The organism is Paenibacillus montaniterrae, assembly GCF_018403185.1.
Lineage (GTDB): Bacteria > Bacillota > Bacilli > Paenibacillales > Paenibacillaceae > Pristimantibacillus > Pristimantibacillus montaniterrae.
In genome coordinates this window covers 85105-101282 of record NZ_BOSE01000004.1, presented here as the reverse complement: position 1 = coordinate 101282, position 16178 = coordinate 85105, and the positions used below count along the sequence as shown (strand labels likewise).

Below are 16178 nucleotides of genomic sequence, written 5' to 3'. Positions count from 1 at the left end.
CTCATTTTATGGGATTCCTTTACATAAGCGAATTGACAGTTGGACAACATAATACAATAACTTATGTTCTAAGGAGATGACACAATGAACCGCAAGCTCTTCATGCTTACACTTCTTACTCTTATCACAGCGTTTTATGCTGCGCCAACAGCTATCGCCCAGGGCGAGTTGCAAAATCAATCTCTGGCAGAGCATACGATGGCGATCGTTATTGATGATCTTGGCAACGATATGGATGGCACCCAGGCTATATTAAAGTTGGATGTGCCGTTAACGGTAGCAGTGATGCCATTTTTACCGAGCACCCAGCGCGATGCAGAGGCAGCGCATGCAGCAGGACATGAAGTGATTTTGCATTTGCCTATGCAGCCGAATAAAGGTTTGAAAAAATGGCTTGGACCAGGGGCGCTAACCTCCGATTTGACGGATGAGCAAGTACGAGAACGCGTAGAAGCAGCAATCGACCAGGTGCCGCATGCTATCGGCGTCAATAATCATATGGGCTCGAAGATAACGGCAGATGAACGAATTATGCGCATTGTTTTGCAGGTGTGCAAGGAGCGAAATTTATTTTACTTAGACAGCAGAACAACCGACAAATCTGTAGTTGGCAAAATCGCCAGTGAGCTGGGTGTTCCCTATGCGGAAAACTCCTTGTTTCTTGATGATGAATATACGGCGATGCATGTTCACAAGCAGATGAAGAAAGCGATCGCGCTTATGAAAAGCAGGCCAACAACCGTCATTATCGGACATGTTGGCATGCCAGGCAAATATACATCGAAGGAGCTTGCCAGATCGATTCCGACTTTGCTGCAGCATGGCAAGCTGGTTTATTTGAGCGAGCTTATTCGCAACAATTTAATTAACCCAGAAGTAATGTAAGATGCCGCCTGCTATCGTTTCGGCAAGTTCCGTCTGCCCAGAGGGGGAGGTAAGTCGGGCACGGTCGTTAGCATTGCTAATAAAGCCGAGCTCGACCAACACGGCTGGAGACTTTACATATTTAAGCACATAGAAGCTTTTTACAGCAATTGGACGTTTATTGGCCGCATATAGATCGTTCAATTGCTCTTGTACATGATAAGCGAGCAGGGCACTTTCTCCGTTGGGCTGATGAAGCACAAGCGGTCCGCGCGCGCTTTTGTTAGGGACAGAGTTGACGTGTAAGCTGACAAAAATAAGATGCTTGATTTCTCTGGTCAAGCCCATGCGCTGCGACAAATCCTTCAAATGACGAGAGGAAGTGCGATGCCAGCGATTATCATCGCTTAACGCATAGTCATGTGTACGGTTCAAAATCGTTGGAATGCCGCGGCTTTGCAGAATAGCATACAGCTTTTTGGCAACTGCCAAGTTTATATCCTTTTCATAAATCGTCCCGTAAAATGCGCCACCATCAATCCCGCCATGCCCTGCATCAATAATGACGGCTGTTGCCGGCAGCAATTGCTCGATATGCTCAGGAGGAGCTTGCTGACGCTCAGGCTGCTGATAGCCATACTGCTCCAGTATGCTTTTATCATATAGGTCAGCTGTTAATTCACCCGCATTAGCACTTGAAGAATTCGAAGCATAAGCGAATAAGATCAGTAAACTGCAGGCAGCAATACGTGCTGCCTTAATCCATTGAATTTGATCCATATTGACACTGCCTTTCTTGTTGTCAAATATCCCCGTAATAAGCTTAGCTTGGCTAGCCATTTGTCATTTCATACATCGATTGGATTTGGAACGATTGGGAATACTGATAGTAGGGAAGGGCAGAAACAAAAAAGTTTTAAAAGAGGTGTGTGACAATGGGAAAAATTACAGGACAGGAGTATGTGCAGTATTTAACTGAGCAGCTTGTTGAATATATGGATAAGCCTGTGGAGCAGCGCAAGCAGGCAAAAAAAGAAGCCAAAGCTCAAAAGGAGCAGTGGCTTACGCGATGGTTTGGCGTGGGTGGTACCAGCTTATATCTATGGTTAAAGAAAAAGGGCTAAAAGTCCATTGCGCTATAAAATAATCCCTGCTCCATCAATGTATCATAAGCAATATAACGAATCAGCGACTCATTGCTGTCCTGCAGGGCAAGAAAAAGATCAACCTCATTCCACTCGTGAAAGCCTGTAACGGAATAAACTGAAAAAATGGCATGGTCCCAGCTTTCTGCCGTATATTGCAGATGGCTGTCAAGCTCTAGCAGCATTTCAACCGAGGTGTCATCCTCGAACGCTTTATTCAATGGCTCGCGAGTTAGCCATGGCATCGTCTCATATGGGTCAAAGTATTGCAATGTATAGGAGCCGGTAATAAGGGCAGGCAGCTTGAAGGTGCCATGCCCTGCTTTTGCTTGCTCAGCTAGCTTCTGCTGCTGCTCGATACGCTGCACCGTAATAGGAAAAGCCTCCTGCATAAACGGCTCAATAAAGCAAGTGATCGTTTTCTTTTCTGCTTGCACAATGCTGTGGAATGGACCAAAATAGCTGAAGGATGCGACATGATCGGCTAGAAACTGCAAGGAAGCTGCGTCGCCGCTTCCATATTCGCTTAACATATATCCTCCAGCTTCTTTGGCATGGATAATCATATACCCGACAACTTCATTATTGTTTTTTACAAGCACAAGCCAGCCATGAGTTCCGGGCCCCAGTGCTGTAATTGAAAGAGTTGCTTTTTCCCAATGCTCAAAGCCTTGCTGCTTGGCCAGTTGCTGCTGCCACATTTCCGCTGCAGCAGAAAGCTCGCTTGCTTTAGCTGCATGAGCGGCTGCTGATGTAAAGCTATTGGCTGACATGAAGCCAGTGAGCAGCAAAGCAGTGAGCAGCTGTATCGCGATCAATTGCAATTGTTTTTTCATTCCATCACCTCTCTTGTATAGTAGAGGACATGCTCTGAAAAGGCTGTTGCATCTTGTCATGCCTTTTTGCGAGCAGCAGCTTCTTTTTTTGTAGACTAAGGTCGTTAACCTCAGATGTACGTCAATCAATGCCATCGAGATGAAATAATCCGCAGTTAATGACGGATGCCGTAATGCGCGGCTCGTACTGCCATCTGATTTCTTCCATCCGCTTCTGCTGCAGCTGTAAAATTTCCTGTTCCTGCTCAGCTTCGGCATGCTGCAGCAAGGGCTTATAAAAGCTGTCCAGCCGCTCCAGCTCTTCCTTCAGCCTCGCTTGAGCTTGTACTGCCCAATCATAATCGTAGCTTTTCAGCTTACGCTCAATATAGGCTTCTGCGATCGAAAGTGCTTTATTATAGGAAATGCCATTTTTCGCAAGATGAACATTGGCTGGAATGCGCGGTGACAGCCGCATTGCTTGCAGGCGATCATGAAAATGCTCCACGCAATGGCCGGTAACAAGTGAAATGCCAAGGCTGAACAACTCCTCGCGCTTGCGATCACAGCTGAGCTCGACCACATAATTGACAGCGAGCCAGGCAGTGTACGGACGCGAGGCGTAAGGATGCAAGGCGCGCTGCTGCGGCTCCTGATAAAGGCAAACAAAGCTGCCATTGCGCTGTGTCGAATCGAAAAGCTGCTGCAAACGATTGGAGCCAAAATGCAAATGCTCCTTCGGAACGCGCATAATAGGCTTGGGTGCAAACCCGAAGACGCGATCTAACGCCTTATCCTCTGCAGATAAAGCTGGAGCTGGATCGACAGACTGCTCATTGAGCATCTGATTATATTTTTCCTCGTCAAAAACGAACAAAAAGCTCATCGTTTCCGGCGTTTCATTCAAGCGGTCAATAAAGCTCCAATAGTAAGGCCGATTCGTCAGCTCTCGGTCGGCTTCAGGCGATAGCTTTACTTTAATGTGGTATGGTGATTTCTCCATAATGGTGCACTGTGTCGCTTCCAAATAACGCTGCACAAAACGTTGGACCTGCTTTGTATTCATCTTTATTCACCTCTATTGTAAACGTGCCTGCTCTTGCTGATAGGTGCTGAATCCCGCACCGATGCTATCAATTTCTTCACTTAGCTGCTGCTTGTCAGTAGCCTGCAAAATAGCTTTAGCCAGTCTTTGCTCGATTGACCCGTCGCGCGATTCCATCCGTTCAATGATATGATCGAGCTCCCCGATCACAAGCTCGAACAAATTGATCTTTTCATGCAGCAAATGCAAAATATGCTCTTCAATCGTGTTCATCGTGCATAAATTGTAAATATTTACATCCTGGGTTTGACCAAGACGATGCACGCGACCTATCCTCTGCTCTACCCGCATCGGATTCCATGGCAAATCAAAATTGATCATGTTATTGCAAAACTGCAGGTTGATGCCTTCACCGCCCGCTTCAGTAGCAATCAGCACCTTGGCCTTGCCGCGGAACAGATCCATCATCCAATCCTTTTTGCCGCGATTCATGCCGCCGCGATACGGTACGGCCTTGATCGCATGCTTATCAAAAAACTGCAGCAAATATTCCTGGGTTGCGCGATACTCGGTAAACAAAATAACTTTGTCCGGACATTGATTCACAATTTCAAGCGCTTTTTCAGCCTTCGTATTGGACGTAATCGCGCGAATGCATTCGACCAGCTCCCAAATTTTCGGCCGCAGCGGGGAATCCTCACTCGTTTTCTTGAACATATTGACCAATGTTAAAAATACGGCATCGCGGCTGCTGCATACTTCCCGCTGCAGCGTGACAAGCGACAAAATACTGCTCAAATCCATGCCGTCCTGTCTCGCTTGCTGCTGGACGAAGCTGGTTACCGCATCGTACAGATTTTGCTCCTCGGGAGAAAGCTGCAAATTAATATTGCGAACATTTCGCTTCGTAAAATGAATGCCGCCGTCGCTGCGACGATTGCGAATCATGATCGAGGACAGCACATCCTGCAGCTGATCCTCATTTTTCGGAAGCCGTTTATCGACAACGTAATTGCTGTTGAATTCACCTTGTCCGCCCAACTGACCGGGCTTCAACAAGGAAATCAAATTAAACAGCTCATCCAAGTCATTTTGAATTGGTGTTGCCGTAAGCAGCAAGCAGTATTTTTTGCTAAGCTGAACGGCAAACTGGTAATTGGTCGTTTTTTTGTTTTTTAATTTATGCGCCTCATCGATTATGATCAGGTCGTAATCCGTCGCAAGCACCAGCTCACGATGCGGTTCGCGCTTGGCAGTATCGAGCGAAGCTACGACGATTTCATTGCCCCAGCTATGCGCTTTTTTTTGTGCAACGGCTTGAATGCCGAACTTGGCATTAAGCTCACGCACCCATTGCAGGACAAGCGAGGCAGGCACGAGGATGAGCGCCTTTTTGACTAGTCCCCGCACCATATATTCTTTCAAAATCAATCCAGCCTCGATCGTTTTGCCTAGTCCCACTTCATCGGCCAAAATTGCCCGTCCGCCCATTTCATGCAGGACGCGCTTCGCCGTATCGAGCTGATGCTGCATCGGCTCGAAGGCAGGAAGGCTGCGCAGACACAGCAATTCGTCGAAGGAGCCAATTAGCGTCGATTGTCTCGCTTCGATCGCAAGCTGATACATGCTCCATTGATCCCAGGGACCATTTTGCTCGATGCGCTGCTGCAGCTCATTAAACCATTCACGCTGAAAGGTGAGTGTAACCGCGGGATGAATTGCTTTTTGCACATCCAGCTGAGTCATTGCAGGATTAGGTATAATTCGATTATTCATAGCTGCTCCTTTATTAAGGCGTCCTCGGAGTTCTTAGACACGCCCTAGTAATACTTAGCTCTATTATTGCCCAAACGCTGGTAAACATAATCTTGTGATTTAGGGAAAGCTAAGCAACGAAATCGTTCTAAAGTAATCTTTGAAATCTATATGTAGTATGTTAAAATTAATTTATATACTATATATTGAATTTGGTGAGGAGTGAGCTGATGAGTACGTTGCAGGGCTTAAGCGAAAAAATATTTTTGGATCGATATGCGCGCAAAAATGCGGATGCCTCGAAAGTATTGCCTGGCGATACCGTATTGGTGTTGCTCAAGGATGATCTTTCATTTCCGGTGAAGGAGGCAGGCGAGGTAATCGCACGCCGTGGCGATGAGGTCGAAGTGAAAATGCGCAGCGGTGAAATCGTCACAACTACAATCACGAAGCTTACCCATACCGTAGAGAATGATCCGGAGCAAATGTGGGATCGACTGGCAGCGGCAATGGCTTCTGTAGAGTCAGAGCAACAGCAAGCGCTATGGCAGGACCGTTTTCGATATATACTGGATGACTGGAAGCTTGTGCCTGGCGGAAGAATCGCAGCGGGTGCCGGTGCAAGTGATGAATTAACGCTGTTTAACTGCTATGTTATCCCGTCGCCGCATGATAGTCGCGGCGGCATTATGGCTACCTTGGCAGAAATGACGGAAATTATGGCGCGAGGCGGCGGGGTTGGAATTAATCTGTCCTCGCTTCGGCCGAAGCGAACGATTGTCGCAGGAGTAAATGGCTCATCGAGCGGTGCCGTTTCCTGGGGCGGTCTGTTCAGCTATACGACGGGCTTGATCGAGCAAGGAGGCAGCCGACGCGGCGCGCTTATGCTGATGATCAACGATTGGCATCCTGATTTGCTTGATTTTATTACGGTAAAGCAAACGATGGGACAGATTACGAATGCGAATTTGTCAGTATGCGTGAGCGATAGCTTTATGGAGGCGGTGAAGCAGGATAAGGAATGGCAGCTCGTATTTCCTGATACAACCGATCCGCAATATGATGAGCTGTGGAAGGGCGATCTTGAAGAATGGCGCAAGCTGGACAAGCCAATTATCGTACACAGCACGGTCAAGGCGAGAGAGATATGGCATACAATTATTGAATCGGCCTGGAAGTCGGCTGAGCCTGGCGTTGTCTTTATGGAGCGCTACAACAATATGTCCAACAGCTGGTATTTTAACCCGATCATTTGCACCAATCCTTGCGGCGAGCAAGGGCTGCCTGCCTGGGGCGTATGCAATCTGTCGGCGCTTAACCTGTCCAAGTTTTATGATGACGAGCAGCACGATGTCGCTTGGAACGAGCTTGCCAAAGTAACGCGCTGGTCGGTGCGCTTCCTGGATAATGTGATCGATCGCACACCGTATCATTTCGCAGAAAATGAACAAAACCAGAAGAAGGAGCGCAGAATTGGCCTCGGCTCAATGGGACTTGCCGAGCTGATGATCAAGCTGAACATTCGCTATGGCTCGCCACAATCATTGCAGTTTCTCGATAAGCTGTACGGCTTTATTGCAAGGGAAGCCTATTTAGCGTCAGCTGAAATTGCCGGAGAGAAAGGAAGCTTTCAAGCGTTTGATGCGGATCTATTTCTGCAAAGCGGCTTTATGAAAAATATGATTGCCCAGTTTCCAGAAGTAGAGCAGGCGATTCGCGCTGCAGGGATGCGCAATGTGACGGTTATTACGCAAGCGCCAACTGGCTCTACGGGCACTATGGTCGGCACCTCGACCGGCATTGAGCCGTACTTTGCCTTCCAATATTTCCGCCAAAGTCGGCTTGGTTATGACGCGCAATATGTGCCGATTGCCCAGCAGTGGCTCGATGCGCATCCGGGCGAGGAGCTGCCGGACTATTTTGTTACAGCAATGAGCTTGACTGCCGAGGAGCATATTCGGGTGCAAGCTGCAATTCAGCGCTGGGTCGACAGCTCCATTTCCAAAACAGCCAACTGCCCAAGCGATTTTACAATCGAAGAAACAGAGAAGCTTTATGAGCTCGCTTATGAGTTGGGCTGTAAAGGGGTAACGATTTATCGTGACGGCAGCCGCGACGTGCAAGTATTGTCCACCGCTCCGCAAAAGAAAGCGACAGATGCGCCGCTGAAGGAAGAGCAAGGTGATCAGGCTGAATATTTGCAAGATGCGCTAGAGGAGGCGCAGCAAAATGCGCATGAGGGGCAACAACAGCAAGGTGCACAGGAGGAGCTGCAGCAAGGTGTGCAGACGGAACAACAGCAAGGTGCACAGGCGGGGCAGCAGCTGGCAATCGGCACAGATGATGCAAGCTCAAGCCGTCAGCCAGCAGTCGGCACAGTGGATGCAAACTCAAGCCATCAGCCAGCCGTTCAGTCAAGTGCGGCTGACCGCCAATACAAGCGCCGCCCGCAGGTGCTGCAAGGTGCAACCTATCGGATGAATACGCCGCTCGGTATGGCCTACATTACAATCAATGATCTCAACGATGTGCCGTCAGAAATATTTCTGATCGTAGGCAAGGCTGGTTCGGATGTATTTGCAATGGCTGAAGCGCTTGGGCGCGTATGCTCCTTGTTTTTGCGTTATGGCGATCACGGCAACAAAGTGCAGCTATTAATTAAGCATTTGAAGGGCATTGGCGGAACAGGCGCAATCGGTTTTGGGCATAATCGCGTCGAGTCGATTGCCGACGCAGTAGCAAAAGCGCTGGAAATGCATGTGCAGGCGAAGGGAGATGCACATCAATCTGTGCAGCAGTCTGTGCATCAATCTGCTCAGCAGCCTGTAGAGCAGTCCAGTAGCCCATTAGCAGTGACCGGGTATGCAGCACCAGCACCTGTCGAGCAAGCTGCTGCCGCCGAACGAGCAATTGTGCACCGTGAAAGCATCGATCTATGCCCGTCCTGCGGCTCAGCCAGTCTAATCAACACGGAAGGCTGCAAGCAGTGCGCTAACTGCGGCTATAGTAAATGCTAAGCTAAAGCTTTCTACCATTAAAAGGTACATCTTGTAATTTAGATGTGCCTTTTTTTTGCTAATCAATTGCATTATGAGTTGATTAAATGAATGATGAAGTGATACGATAAAAATGGTTGTTTCCAAAAATTTCAAGGCAAGGATGCTCTAGAGCTTCGAGAAAGTAAATCCTGTTTCCGAAGGTGATTCAATATGAAGACTATAAAGATGATTATGATTTCTGTAATAATCGTTATCATCATATGTAGTATCACCATTACCTTTTTGACGAGTATATATATTTGGTGGTCAAAGAACTTGAAAGAGCAGTCTAAACTCTCAAATCTTGCATTTTCTTACTTGCGTGCTGCCGAGATTGATCCCCAAGAGATGACAAACGACATTATGAAAGCAATTGGTCAGCCTAATGCTATACCGATTGTATCGATTGAAGACAGCTTTAGGGTTGTATTATATAACAGCCCTAAAGAGATTAATTTAGAATTACATTCCTTTACAGGAAGATTTAGATTTCTTGTCCCAGGGACGGATACAGTAAAAGACTATCAATTTAAATACCATACTCAAAGCAAAGAATATGTAATTATTGATGTTACCGGGTCTAGAGGTCAACTCTCAATTGATCAAGCAACTAGTTTCAGGCTTGTCGACTTATTCAGTGCTATACGAGACTTTCCAATAGAGTCGTACCGGGAGTTTACCAAATTTGGAAATGAAAAAACTGACCTATACGGAATAACTTTTAATGATGGCCTGAAAAATGCCGAAGATTTCTTCTATGACAAAAATGGTTATGTTCAAAAGAATGAAAATAAAAATGAAATACCATTCATAATAATCCATCTTAAGTGGGGGGAAATACGCGATCATACTCTTAATTATAACGATCCTGATCGTTATTCCGGTTTTGGTGGAGAAGGTAGGACGAACTTGTTTTATATCCCGGAGTGAACATCCCTCTTTAACTCTCCTTAAAGTAAAACCTTCAAGTGCTACAACAACATAATGTACACGCCACTCCTGATAGATAAAGGCCATGAAGTAAATATCCGAAAGCTTGCATCAATGTCATATGATAGTTATAGAAATCTTTTAGGAGTGGTGAGCATGGAGAGGAACATCAAGCTTCAAGATGGAACAGAAATAAAGGTTGGTTTAGTAGGGAATCCCGACTCGAAAACGATCATGCTTCCAGTTGCCAAGGAAGCGGTATATGGACAAGAAGCTGAAAGCTTAAGGCTATGGGGAGTAGATCCCGAATCAGGTAAACATTTTGTTGAGGGGTTAGTGGACGAGTTTCAGCTAATCTATTTCGACTACGAAGGACACCGTTTGCGGCATTCGAATCCGGACCATCTTACGCCTGAAAACATCGTAAAAGATCTATTAACGATTGCTGATGCAATGAACGTTAGCAAATTCAGTTACTACGGCTATTCTTGGCTGGCTTTGGTTGGCTTGCAATTAGCGATTCGGACTGACCGATTAGAAAGCTTGATTATGGGTGGTTTCCCGCCAATAGACGGTCCATATAAAGAAATGATGGTTGTAACAAGTAAAACGTACGAGCTAGCTTTACGTAATCAAAACTCTTCTGACAGTGAAGAACAAAGCGATGTCAGCCCTGAAAAGGTTGATTGGGATCAAATATCGGTAAAAATCAATACCGATCAAACGAGGCAGTTTGTTACGATGTACGAGCATTTGATGGAATTTGATGATCGGAAAATTCAACATCACATCGTGATCCCGCGACTGGCGTTTGCCGGGGAACAAGACACGATTGTTTATGGACAAAACTTCGGTAATGTAACCGTTGATATTGTTGGTATTCTGCAAAAAAACAGACAACTATTAGAACAGCTTGGTTGGCAGGTCGAAATTTTAGAAGGATTAGATATGGACCATGCCAAAGCTATGCAGCCTGCAACGGTATTACCGTTGATCAAGCCTTGGTTGATCAACAATTTATAAAGAGTCTATTGGATAACAAGCTATTGACGATAACTTTGCGCTCCCCTTATTTCTGAGCATCAGAAATAAGGGGATTTTTTTATGGTAAGACTAAACAGTCGATTCAGTCGCGCTTTCCGTTTACCGAAAATGTGATTAAAAAGCACTTGTATTTTATATATGTATGCGATATATTGGATACAAATATTACGATACAAGGATGATGATGATGCCAGTACCAAAAAATTTTGTGACGCCGGTCAGGATGACTGCCAAGGAAAGAGCCTACTCGCAAATTCAGCGCTGGATTATTGACGGCACCTTGCAGCCAGGGGAAAAGCTGATTGATGCTGAATTGGCAGAGTCGCTTGGCGTCAGCCGCACGCCTATTCGCGAAGCGTTTCAGCTGCTTGAAGTGCAGGGACTCGTCGCCACTCACCCGGGAAAGGAAACAAAGGTAACGGAAATCGGCAAGGAGGATATTTTTAAGCTGTATACGACAATGGCAGCCTTGCAGGCTGTTGCAGCAGAGGTTGCGGCTAACGTCATTATTCCGGAGCAAATTGAGCAGCTGCGCGCGATCAATCTGGAATTTGCGCAGGCGATCAATAGCGGCCTGGCCTATCAAGCGATGGAGGTGGATGAGCAGTTCCATAATCTTGTCGTGGAGCTTGCAGACAATCCTTATATCGCATCGTTTACTGCTTCGCTGCAAATTCATATTCGGCGCTTTAAATACGCATTCTTAAATCAAGCGATCACAACAACTCAAGCTTCAGTCGAGGAGCATGCCGCTATCATTGAAGCGTTTGAGCAGAAGGATAGTGCTCGAGCAAAAGCGTTGATGGAGCAAAATTTTATCCGCCCGATGCAGGAGCTTAATGGGTTATTCTAAACGAGAAGGGAGCAAGAACGATGACAAATTCTAAAGATTTGCGGATTCGCAGTAAAGTAATAAGCGAGGGCGCCAACCGCATGCCCAACCGGGCAATGCTGCGCGCAGTAGGCTTTACCGATGAGGATTTCAAAAAGCCGATGATCGGCATCGCCAGCACCTGGAGTGAGGTCACGCCATGCAATATGCATATTAATGATTTAGCGGTGCATGCAAAGCAAGGAGCGGGCAGCAATGGCGGAGCTCCGCTTATTTTCAACACGATTACAGTGTCAGACGGCATTTCGATGGGGCATGATGGCATGAAGTTTTCGCTGCCAAGTCGCGAAGCGATAGCAGATTCAATCGAAATTGTAGCGGGTGCCGAGCGCTTTGACGGAGTCGTTGCGATCGGCGGCTGTGATAAAAATACACCAGCTTGCTTAATGGCAATCGGTCGCATGAACATCCCTGCTGTATATGTGTACGGTGGAACGATTCAGCCGGGCAAGCTGGATGGGCAAAATGTGGATATCGTAACTGCTTTCGAAGCGGTCGGACAATATCATGATGGAAAAATTAACGAGGAGCAGCTTCATAAAGTGGAATGCAGCGTTTGCCCGGGACCAGGCTCTTGCGGCGGCATGTATACAGCTAATACGATGGCGGCGGCAGCAGAGGCAATGGGTATGAGCCTGCCGGGTTCTTCTTCTACTCCGGCCATAGCGCCAGAAAAAGCTGTCGAATGCGCTGCAGCAGGCAAGCAGGTTATTGCGCTGCTCGAGCAAGGGATCTATCCGAAAGACATTATGACGAAAAAAGCGTTTGAAAATGCGATTACAGTCGTGATGGCGTTAGGCGGATCAACTAATGCATTTTTGCATCTGCTCGCAATTGCACATTCGGTCGGGGTAGATTTAACTTTAGATGATTTTGAGCAAATTCGTCTGCGCGTTCCGCATCTGGCAGATCTGAAGCCAAGCGGTCGTTACGCGATGCAGGATTTGAACGATATTGGCGGTGTGCCGGGTGTGATGAAGCTGCTGCTTGCCGAAGGACTGCTGCATGGCGACTGTTTGACCGTAACAGGCAAAACATTGGCGGAAAACTTAAGCGAGGCAGCTCCACTTCAGAATGAGCAGCAAATTATTCGCCCGTTGGATAACCCGCTAAAGCCGAATGGACCATTGGTTGTGCTGAAAGGCAATCTCGCGCCTGAAGGAGCCGTTGCCAAAATGTCGGGGATGAAAAAGCTGCGCTTTGTCGGTCCAGCCAAAGTATTTGACAGCGAAGAGGAAGCAACGGAAGCGATTGTACGCGATGAGATTAAAAAAGGAGATGTTCTGGTTATTCGCTATTGTGGACCAAAGGGAGGACCAGGCATGCCGGAAATGCTGTCCGTAACGGCATTAATTGTCGGCAAGGGGCTCGGGGGCGAGGTTGCGCTTATTACGGATGGTCGTTTCTCGGGCGGCTCGCATGGCTTCGTAGTTGGCCATGTTTCGCCTGAAGCGCAGGTAGGCGGACCGATTGCGCTATTAAAGAGCGGGGACATCGTTACAATCGATAGTGAAACCCAGCAAATAATGTTTGATGTAACGGAAGGTGAGCTTGCCGCTCGGGCGCAAGCATGGTCAGCTCCTCCGCTTAAAGTTAAGTCAGGTGCCTTGGTCAAGTATGCCAAGCTCGTTTCCTCAGCTTCGAAGGGTGCAGTAACAGACAGCTTCGATTAACTTAAAAGTGTAAAATAGGTGACCACAAAGCGGGTTATTCAGATTGTCAGCTCACTGACTTTTTGGATAGCCCGTTTTGCTATATAGAAAATAAAAAGCTTGCAAGTGAGCTTTTAGGTTTTCATATTTTCAAGAATATTTAACAGTCAAGCTGGTTAAGTTAACCGTACCCGATTTCTAAAATTTCACATGAATAATTGGAGTGAAAGCGATGGAACGTGTAACGGATAGCATAAACGAGAATGCAGAACACTCCGGCATTCAGCAGAAACAGAAGCAGCCACTGCAAAGCGAGCTGCAGGCTAATATTGATTTGCTGCTAGGCTATGCTGGCTATAGCGATGATATTGTCATACGCCGTTTCGGAGGAGATCATGGGATAAAAGAAGCAGTTATTCTTTATGTGGAAGGCCTTACGGATCGAGATACATTAATGAATAATATTATTAAGCCCTTGCAATTCCGCAAGCCGTTCGCCAGCTCGGTCATTGACGAGCTAAAGCAGTTGGTATCTGCTTCTGATCTGAAGGAGGCTGCGGATACTGATTATATCCTGCAAGCACTTTTCAGCGGCGATACGATTATTTTAATGCATGGTGAAGCAAGCGCACTTGTCGCAAGCTCTAAAGGCGGAGAAAAGCGACCTGTATCCGAGCCGGCCACACAAACGATTATTCGCGGCCCGCGTGAATCATTTACTGAAAATTTGTCTACCAATACCGCTTTAATTCGCAGAAAGGTGAAGGATGCAAATTTATGGCTGGAAACGATGCAAATCGGCAGAGTAACCAAAACGAAGGTTGGCATCATGTACATACAAGGATTGGTCCAGCCATCCATTATTACTGAAATAAAGCAGCGGCTCAATCAAATCGACATTGATGGCATTTTAGAAGGCGGATATGTGGAGGAGTTTATTCAAGATAAAACATTTACGCCATTTCCTACAATTCAAAATACAGACCGCCCAGATTCATCGGCTGCAGCCTTGCTGGAAGGAAGAGTTGTTATTATTATTGATGGCTCGCCGTTTGTCCTGTTAGCGCCGGCCTTATTCGTGCAATTTTTTCAGGCAAGCGAGGATTATTATCATCGCTGGGATATTTCAACCTTGATCCGTGGCTTGCGTTTTTTATCGTTTGCGATTGCATTGCTTGCTCCTTCGTTATATGTGGCCGTTACGACGTATCACCAGGAGCTGATCCCGTCCTCACTGTTGTTTGCCCTTGCTTCTCAACGCGAAGGGGCGCCTTTTCCCGCTTTTATTGAGGCCTTCATTATGGAGATTATGTTTGAAGTACTTCGTGAAGCAGGGATACGCATGGGAAGAGCAGTTGGCTCCTCTGTTTCAATTGTCGGCACATTAGTGATCGGGCAAGCTGCAGTTGAAGCTGGCCTGGTCACAGCGGCAATGGTCATAGTCGTATCTTCGACGGCTATTGCCAATTTTGTTTCTCCTTCCTTTAATATGGGGATCTCGACGCGTCTGCTGCGCTTCGGCTTTATGGCGCTCGCTGCTTCGCTCGGCTTGTATGGCATTACGATTGGATTAATTATACTGGCGCTGCATCTATGTCATTTAACTTCATTCGGAATTCCCTACATGAGCTCATTAGCGCCGTATTATAGCAATGATCAAAAGGATGCTTTGTTTCGTTTTCCTCATTGGCTAATGAAGAAACGTCCACAGCGGTTAAGTAATTGGAACGAGGAGCGTGAACAAACCGTCTCAGTACAGCAACATCAGATGAGAGATAAGGATTGATTGTATATGCGGTATGCAATACGATGGCTGGTCTTGCTTTTTTGCATTATGATCCTGACCAGCTGCTGGGATCGCCAAGAGCTGAATGAAATCGCAATCGTCGTCGGTATGGGGGTCGATAAAATAGATGATGATATTTTGTTGTCTGTGCAAATTGTCAACCCTGGCAATGTTGCTGCACAAACAGCAGGGAGTTTGGAAAGTGCTCCTGTCATAACCTACACACAACGCGGTAAATCCATTTTTGAAGCAATTCGCAAGCTGACCAAGCTGTCTTCGCGCAAGCTATATTATTCTCATTTGCGAATTGTAGTGTTTAGTGAACAGGTTGCTAAAGAGGGAATTTCTCCACTGCTCGATTTTTTGGCGCGCGATCATGAATTAAGAACCGATTATTATGTTTTAATAAGCCGTAATACTGAGGCTCAGCATATTTTAGAAATTACGACGTTAATGGATCGCATTCCTGCCAACAAGCTGTTTTCCTCTTTGGAAACTTCACATTGGGCGTGGGCGGCCACCGGCAAAGTGACGATTGACAGGCTTATTGAACTGATTGCCATGGAAGGAGATGAAGCTGTCCTTACTGGCATAATCATAAAGGGAGATATGCAAGAAGGAGAAACAATGGAAAATACACATCGGCTTGCGCTGCGCACTCTGCTGCAATATGATGGCATGGCGTTTTTCAAAAAGGATAAGCTGGTAGGCTGGCTAAACGAGGATGCTAGCAAAGTGTACAACTACATAAAAAATAGTGTAATAAGCAGTGTTGGCGTATATGCTTGTCCCGAGCAAGAAGGGGAAATGACGGTTGAGGTAACTGACGCGAAAAGTCGGGTAAAGGGCATGGTGCGCAATAACCAGCCAAAAGTGAAGGTGAGCTTGAATATAGAGGTCAATGTAGGCGAATTGGAATGCAGCATGGATTTAACGCAGGAGCATACGCTGCAGCAAATCGAGCTGACGCTGGAGGAATCATTCAAAAAAGTGGTGGAGGATACAATAGCCGAAATGCAAACGAAATATCAAATCGATATATTCGGATTCGGAGAGGCCATTCATCGCGCCAACCCTTCATATTGGCTGGAGCATAAGGAGGAGTGGAGCGAGCTGTTTGCCAAGCTTGATGTTCAGGTCGACATGGATTTCCATGTTCGAGCAATTGGCGGATTCAATCGCTCGGTTCCGATGCAAAAGGAGGAGTAGTGT

Annotated in this window: 13 protein-coding genes; 9 read left to right on the top strand and 4 right to left on the bottom strand. The window is 46.6% G+C overall.

Annotated elements, in window-relative coordinates:
• Nucleotides 1-84 precede the first annotated feature (84 nt).
• Nucleotides 85-885 (top strand): divergent polysaccharide deacetylase family protein, encoded by an 801-nt coding sequence (locus KJS52_RS12045; RefSeq protein ID WP_213515361.1) that lies wholly within the window; start codon nt 85-87, stop codon nt 883-885.
• Here the strand turns inward: KJS52_RS12045 and KJS52_RS12040 are convergent.
• Entirely contained in the window at nt 862-1704 is an 843-nt protein-coding gene (locus KJS52_RS12040; protein WP_246563478.1) for an N-acetylmuramoyl-L-alanine amidase family protein, read from the bottom strand. The two genes, KJS52_RS12045 and KJS52_RS12040, sit on opposite strands and share 24 nt — an antisense overlap.
• Nucleotides 1705-1799: 95 nt before the next feature.
• Between KJS52_RS12040 and KJS52_RS12035 the strand changes: the two genes are divergently transcribed.
• Nucleotides 1800-1988 carry a YqzE family protein gene (locus tag KJS52_RS12035; protein WP_246563475.1) on the top strand — a complete coding sequence of 63 codons (189 nt, stop codon included), beginning with the start codon at nt 1800-1802 and terminating at the stop codon, nt 1986-1988.
• On the opposite strand, the gene KJS52_RS12030 is transcribed toward KJS52_RS12035, so the two are convergent.
• From KJS52_RS12030 to KJS52_RS12020, 3 genes are all read right to left on the bottom strand, one after another.
• Complete coding sequence (locus KJS52_RS12030) at nt 1985-2845, bottom strand: hypothetical protein (RefSeq protein WP_213515359.1); 861 nt, start codon at nt 2843-2845, stop codon at nt 1985-1987. The genes KJS52_RS12035 and KJS52_RS12030 overlap by 4 nt on opposite strands.
• Nucleotides 2846-2966: 121 nt before the next feature.
• Nucleotides 2967-3890: a YqhG family protein gene (locus KJS52_RS12025; RefSeq protein ID WP_213515357.1), complete on the bottom strand. Its 924-nt coding sequence runs from the start codon at nt 3888-3890 to the stop codon at nt 2967-2969.
• 12 nt (nt 3891-3902) lie between these two features.
• The gene (locus tag KJS52_RS12020) at nt 3903-5615 is read right to left on the bottom strand and encodes a DEAD/DEAH box helicase (RefSeq protein ID WP_213516138.1); all 1713 of its coding nucleotides are present in this window, start codon (nt 5613-5615) and stop codon (nt 3903-3905) included.
• A gap of 239 nt (nt 5616-5854) precedes the next feature.
• Here KJS52_RS12020 and KJS52_RS12015 point away from each other — a divergent pair, with 239 nt between their 5' ends.
• The 7 genes from KJS52_RS12015 (at nt 5855) to KJS52_RS11985 (ending at nt 16175) form a co-directional block, all read left to right on the top strand.
• The gene (locus KJS52_RS12015; protein ID WP_213515355.1) at nt 5855-8641 is read left to right on the top strand and encodes an adenosylcobalamin-dependent ribonucleoside-diphosphate reductase; all 2787 of its coding nucleotides are present in this window, start codon (nt 5855-5857) and stop codon (nt 8639-8641) included.
• A 297-nt stretch (nt 8642-8938) separates the two neighbouring features.
• Nucleotides 8939-9592 carry a hypothetical protein gene (locus KJS52_RS12010; protein WP_213515353.1) on the top strand — a complete coding sequence of 218 codons (654 nt, stop codon included), beginning with the start codon at nt 8939-8941 and terminating at the stop codon, nt 9590-9592.
• Nucleotides 9593-9748: 156 nt separating this feature from the next.
• Nucleotides 9749-10615: an alpha/beta fold hydrolase gene (locus KJS52_RS12005; protein ID WP_213515352.1), complete on the top strand. Its 867-nt coding sequence runs from the start codon at nt 9749-9751 to the stop codon at nt 10613-10615.
• A 208-nt stretch (nt 10616-10823) separates the two neighbouring features.
• The gene (locus KJS52_RS12000) at nt 10824-11489 is read left to right on the top strand and encodes a GntR family transcriptional regulator (protein ID WP_213515350.1); all 666 of its coding nucleotides are present in this window, start codon (nt 10824-10826) and stop codon (nt 11487-11489) included.
• Between the two features lie 20 nt (nt 11490-11509).
• Nucleotides 11510-13201 carry a dihydroxy-acid dehydratase gene (ilvD, locus tag KJS52_RS11995; protein WP_213515348.1) on the top strand — a complete coding sequence of 564 codons (1692 nt, stop codon included), beginning with the start codon at nt 11510-11512 and terminating at the stop codon, nt 13199-13201.
• 211 nt (nt 13202-13412) lie between these two features.
• Nucleotides 13413-14966 carry a spore germination protein gene (locus KJS52_RS11990; protein WP_213515346.1) on the top strand — a complete coding sequence of 518 codons (1554 nt, stop codon included), beginning with the start codon at nt 13413-13415 and terminating at the stop codon, nt 14964-14966.
• Nucleotides 14967-14972: 6 nt separating this feature from the next.
• Nucleotides 14973-16175, top strand: coding sequence for a Ger(x)C family spore germination protein (locus KJS52_RS11985; RefSeq protein ID WP_281425592.1), 1203 nt, complete (start codon nt 14973-14975; stop codon nt 16173-16175).
• Nucleotides 16176-16178: the final 3 nt, after the last annotated feature.

Coding starts and splice junctions, on each gene's coding strand:
- ilvD (WP_213515348.1), top strand. CDS start 11,510: ATGACAAATTCTAAAGATTTGCGGATTCGCAGTAAAGTAATAAGCGAG.
- KJS52_RS12005 (WP_213515352.1), top strand. CDS start 9,749: ATGGAGAGGAACATCAAGCTTCAAGATGGAACAGAAATAAAGGTTGGT.
- KJS52_RS12000 (WP_213515350.1), top strand. CDS start 10,824: ATGCCAGTACCAAAAAATTTTGTGACGCCGGTCAGGATGACTGCCAAG.
- KJS52_RS12040 (WP_246563478.1), bottom strand. CDS start 1,704: ATGGCTAGCCAAGCTAAGCTTATTACGGGGATATTTGACAACAAGAAA.
- KJS52_RS11990 (WP_213515346.1), top strand. CDS start 13,413: ATGGAACGTGTAACGGATAGCATAAACGAGAATGCAGAACACTCCGGC.
- KJS52_RS12025 (WP_213515357.1), bottom strand. CDS start 3,890: ATGAATACAAAGCAGGTCCAACGTTTTGTGCAGCGTTATTTGGAAGCG.
- KJS52_RS12035 (WP_246563475.1), top strand. CDS start 1,800: ATGGGAAAAATTACAGGACAGGAGTATGTGCAGTATTTAACTGAGCAG.
- KJS52_RS12015 (WP_213515355.1), top strand. CDS start 5,855: ATGAGTACGTTGCAGGGCTTAAGCGAAAAAATATTTTTGGATCGATAT.
- KJS52_RS12030 (WP_213515359.1), bottom strand. CDS start 2,845: ATGAAAAAACAATTGCAATTGATCGCGATACAGCTGCTCACTGCTTTG.
- KJS52_RS11985 (WP_281425592.1), top strand. CDS start 14,973: ATGCGGTATGCAATACGATGGCTGGTCTTGCTTTTTTGCATTATGATC.
- KJS52_RS12020 (WP_213516138.1), bottom strand. CDS start 5,615: ATGACTCAGCTGGATGTGCAAAAAGCAATTCATCCCGCGGTTACACTC.
- KJS52_RS12045 (WP_213515361.1), top strand. CDS start 85: ATGAACCGCAAGCTCTTCATGCTTACACTTCTTACTCTTATCACAGCG.